The organism is Actinoplanes sp. NPDC051405 (assembly GCF_055586185.1).
Genome location: NZ_JBVJIR010000001.1, coordinates 1 through 4,102, shown reverse-complemented (window position 1 = coordinate 4,102; position 4,102 = coordinate 1). Strand labels below are relative to the sequence as shown.

The following is a 4,102-nucleotide window of genomic DNA, read 5'->3' as shown; positions in this document are numbered from 1 at the left end:
GGGCAAGAGGGGGGTTGTTGTTGGGGGGGGGGTTTTGGGGGGGGGGGGGGGGGGGGGGGCGGGCGCCCCCCCCCCCCCCCCCCCCCCGCCGACCAGATTCAGCCCGGCGGCTCGGCTCGACGCCGCGGCAATTGCCGATGCTCGCCCCGCCGGGTTCGGCCATTACTGGCGCGCTGCGCGGGAGGCAAATCTAGATCCGTCCGGCTGTGCCCGAGGACCAGATGGCGATACCGGTCGTAGTGTTGTAGACGACCAAGTTCCCGTCATTTTGCAACTTGAGCCGGAACGACCCGCTTGAGACTGAGTTGCTCGCCCAGACGGGGTTGGCGTAGAGAACGAGGTTGCCGTCATTCTGCTGGATCACCCCCGAGACGTTGGTACGCCCACCGCCCGTGGCCCACTGCTGACGTCCGCCGGGTGACCAAAGCACGAGGTTGCCGTCGCCCTGCAGGTAGAGGGCGTATCGGTTGTCGCTGGACTTGAGGAACTGGTTGGGTCGCAACCATTCGTTGCCATCGCGTGCATCGGTGCCGATGTAGGAGCCACCTGTGCTTGCGCCTTTGGCGCCGATGCTCCATCGGGCTCCTCCAGCCCCGTTGTAGACGACGATGTTGCCGTCGTCCTGGACCTTGAACACAGGACCGGCGGTGCCGGCGGTTCCGGTGGACCAGACAGCTCCTTGACTCCCGTACATGACCACGTTGCCGTCATCCTGGACGATCAGATGACTGACGGGGCGACCCGCGGTTCCGGACGACCAGCGAACGACATACCCCGGGCCATAGAGAACGAGATTGCCGTCACCTTGAAGCGCCAGAACCCAGCGGGTGTCGAACGACAGCAGGTACTGGTTCGGGTACATGCGCTGGCCCTGAGTCAGCTGGAAGCTGCCTACGAACTGCATGCCCTGCACGCCGCCGCCGGAGCTTGCCGATGCCGCGCTCCCCACGTGGATGTACGCCACCGGCCGGGACGGACCGTTTGCGGCGTAGCGACGGGTGGCATATGCCCCGGCCAGGGTGGAGTTGTAATCCTCGGTGTCGACCGAGCCGTCCGAGTTGACACCCATGACGTAAGCGACATGTCCTGCGCTGCCCGCACCATTCTGATTCGCGCCCCACCAGGCTATCGCCCCGACCGTAGGCGTGCTGTTCACGGCGTAACCCAATTTCATTGCATTTGCTCGCCACTCATAGGCGTTTCCCCAGTGCCCACCGTTCATATTGTTCGTGAAGCTTATGTGGTTGTCGTTGTTGATGCGCCAGGCCACGAATGAAGTGCACTCGCGGTTGTAGAAACTCCATGGATCGACGATAGAATCCTGCGGCGCGGTGCGCAGATTCGATGGATAGTCATTGACGCCGATCGAAGCCGACGCCGGCGCGCCGACTGCCACTACGCACAGCGCCGCCATAAGTGTGGCCGAGATGAGCGCGAGTAAGCCACACCACCGCCGCTGAATACACTTTCCAGCCTCCACTGCTTCTCCTTCTGTGTCGGAACTCGATCGGGACGCGCGCCACGTCAGCTCTATCAGGTCGTCAATATAGGCGGCCGACGGGCTCTAAATACATCGATGAACCACGCCTATTTCTATTTATAGATGATCGGCTGGGTGGCCCGGTTGAACGGCTTAGCCCGAACGAGTCCTGATCCAGGTCGCGCGGGTGTCGCGAAGTGCAACACCCGAACCTGCCGATCTGGATGAGGGCGAACTGCAGCTCATGGGCAAGGTCGGCGTCTACCTGGCGGGGAACGGCATTCGCCAGTTCCTGGACGTGGGGACCGGTCTGCCGACCCGTCCCAACCTGTACGAGAGCGTCCAGGGCGTCGCTCCGGAGGCGTCGGTGGTGTACGTGGACAACGACCCGCTCGTGCTCGCGCAGGCCCGGGTGCTGCTGACTACGGGTGGGTACCGGCCGCGTCGCCTACTTGCACGCGGACCTGCACCAACCTGAAGACATCCTCAGGTCGTAGGATGTCGCTCCTTCGAACTTTCCAAGCCTGTCGCGGTCACGTTGACCGCCGTGTGGCAGCACGTCACCGACGACAGGGGCTCGCGACATCATCGCCCGCTTGACGCGGCCGCTGGCGCCGGCAGTGCGGTCGCCATCTTCAGCGTGGCCGTGGAGAACGACCCGGACGGCGGGCCGGCACCGTTCGCACCTACAAGCGGAACGGCGTGCCGGTCGGCGCGGTCGCCATCAAGCGCTGACAATTCACCCCCGTGCTGCCGTCGTAACGGCTACGGGTCTCAGTATTCGTCGGGGTGGTCGAGTCGGTGCACGAAATCCTTGATGGCTTGGACATAGAGTGGCATGCCGGCCAGATTGCACCGCATGGTGAGGGACTCGGGAGTGTCGTCCGAGCGGATGCGAATGGGCCAATGCGCGAGAATCTGCCCGTGGTCGTACTCGGCATCGACGAGGTGGATGGTCGGCCCGCTGTAGCTGACTCCGGCTGCCAGCACGTGCGCCTGGCTGATGGGCTGAACCATCCCCTTACCGCCGAACCGGGGCAACGGCGCCGAGTGGATGTTGAGAATGTGGTAAGGGTATTCCTCGAGCAGTGCCGGGCCGATCAGCTTGCTGTAGCCGAGCAATATGACGAAGTCGACCTGGTGTTCCCGAAACGCTTCCAGCGCCTGCGAATCAATGTCCGCAGGACTGTGCCCGTCCAGATACGCGCTTGGTATGCCAAGCTTATCGGCGGAGCGGAAGATCGCGACATCTGGCCGGTTGGCAGTCACGACGCCGACCTCGCAGTTATTTATCGTTCCGTCATTCATCGCTCGCCAGATATATTCGAATGTTCGATGAACGCCGTTTCCGAGAACCCCCACTCTATGCATATCGGAATCTTAACAAAGTTCAGCATGATCGATCTCTATACGCGGTGGCCGCATGATCTGTCGCCTCCGGTGCCGTCGAAATGCCCCGAAGGGGGCGTGCCTGACACGACGAACTCCGGTGCTGCCACGTCACTGCAGACTCCGCGGCTGCTGCGCCGCTGGCGCGACGAGGATCTGGACGGGTTCGCCGCCATCACGGCCCAGCCTGAGGGGATGCGCTACATCCATGACGGCCGCACCCTGGACCGGCCGGCAACCGCCGAACGCCCGGCCGTCTACCAGCGGCACTGGGACGAGCACGGCTTCGGCCTGTACGCGGTGGAGATCAAGGAGACCGGCGAGCTGGCCGGCTTCACCGGACTGGCCGTACCGGCGTTCCTGCCCGAGATCATACCGGCAGTGGAGATCGGCTGGCGGCTCGGGCGGGCGCACTGGGGCCGGGGTCTGGCCACCGAGGCGGCCCACGCCATGGTCGCCCATGCACGCGCCGAGCTCGGCCTTCGGCGGCTGGTCAGCATCCACGTCGTCGGCAACGAGGCGTCCGCGCGGGTGATGATCAAGCTGGGCATGTCGCTGGAGCGCGAGACCGTGCAGCCGGACACCGGCCGCCGGGTCCGCGTCTATGCGCTGGACCTGTGAACCGCATCAAGGCGTTCAGCGGCACCTCGATGGCGGCACCGCACGTGGCCGGCGCGGCGGCGCTGTATCTGGCCGGCCACCCGGGCGACTCGCCGGCACAGGTGCACAGCGCTGTCGTCAGCAACGCCACCACGGGCGTGGTGACGAGTCCGGGGTCGGGCTCGCCGAACCGGTTGTTTTACACGGGCGCATTCTGAGCCCTCCAGCAGCGCCACGAGCCGGGTACGATTCCACCCGGCTCGCGGGTGATCAGCTGAGGTTCCCCCGCGGCGCGGCTGATCACCCCATCCGCTTCGCCACCGGGAAGAAGCAGGCGTGGACCAGGGCGACCCGCGGGACGGACAGGGCATCTTCACCGTCTGACTCGGCGTGATCTTCATCTTCTTCGGGGCCGGCTTCGCGATCGGCAACACCAACATCTGGTTGCGGGTCGCGGGGATTGCCTTCGCCCTCGTCGCCCTCGCCGATGTGATCGGGCACGGGATCCGGCACCTGAGGGGTCGCGGAGCCCACTGAGACGCAGCGGGGGGGGGGGGGGGGGGGGGGGGGGGGGGGGGGGCGGTGGGGGGGGGGGGGGGGGTGGGGACCTTCTGCGTGGAGAGGGAGAGGCGG

Annotated in this window: 6 protein-coding genes; 3 read left to right on the top strand and 3 right to left on the bottom strand. The window is 65.5% G+C overall.

Going from position 1 to position 4,102, the window contains the following annotated elements; all coding sequences use genetic code 11:
- Window positions 1-190: 190 nt before the first annotated feature.
- Window positions 191-1,480, bottom strand: coding sequence for a CHAP domain-containing protein (locus tag ACZ6S4_RS00030; RefSeq protein WP_465472710.1), 1,290 nt, complete (start codon window positions 1,478-1,480; stop codon window positions 191-193).
- A gap of 187 nt (window positions 1,481-1,667) precedes the next feature.
- Between ACZ6S4_RS00030 and ACZ6S4_RS00025 the strand changes: the two genes are divergently transcribed.
- The gene (locus ACZ6S4_RS00025) at window positions 1,668-1,958 is read left to right on the top strand and encodes an SAM-dependent methyltransferase (protein WP_465472709.1); all 291 of its coding nucleotides are present in this window, start codon (window positions 1,668-1,670) and stop codon (window positions 1,956-1,958) included.
- A gap of 296 nt (window positions 1,959-2,254) precedes the next feature.
- On the opposite strand, the gene ACZ6S4_RS00020 is transcribed toward ACZ6S4_RS00025, so the two are convergent.
- Window positions 2,255-2,851, bottom strand: coding sequence for a formyltransferase family protein (locus tag ACZ6S4_RS00020; RefSeq protein ID WP_465472708.1), 597 nt, complete (start codon window positions 2,849-2,851; stop codon window positions 2,255-2,257).
- A 96-nt stretch (window positions 2,852-2,947) separates the two neighbouring features.
- Here ACZ6S4_RS00020 and ACZ6S4_RS00015 point away from each other — a divergent pair, with 96 nt between their 5' ends.
- Window positions 2,948-3,490: a GNAT family N-acetyltransferase gene (locus tag ACZ6S4_RS00015; RefSeq protein WP_465472707.1), complete on the top strand. Its 543-nt coding sequence runs from the start codon at window positions 2,948-2,950 to the stop codon at window positions 3,488-3,490.
- Window positions 3,487-3,687, top strand: coding sequence for a S8 family serine peptidase (locus ACZ6S4_RS00010; protein ID WP_465472706.1), 201 nt, complete (start codon window positions 3,487-3,489; stop codon window positions 3,685-3,687). The genes ACZ6S4_RS00015 and ACZ6S4_RS00010 overlap by 4 nt, the downstream gene beginning before the upstream one ends.
- Window positions 3,688-3,769: 82 nt before the next feature.
- On the opposite strand, the gene ACZ6S4_RS00005 is transcribed toward ACZ6S4_RS00010, so the two are convergent.
- Entirely contained in the window at window positions 3,770-3,970 is a 201-nt protein-coding gene (locus ACZ6S4_RS00005; RefSeq protein ID WP_465472705.1) for a hypothetical protein, read from the bottom strand.
- Window positions 3,971-4,102 lie beyond the last annotated feature (132 nt).

Coding starts and splice junctions, on each gene's coding strand:
- ACZ6S4_RS00020 (WP_465472708.1), bottom strand. CDS start 2,851: ATGCATAGAGTGGGGGTTCTCGGAAACGGCGTTCATCGAACATTCGAA.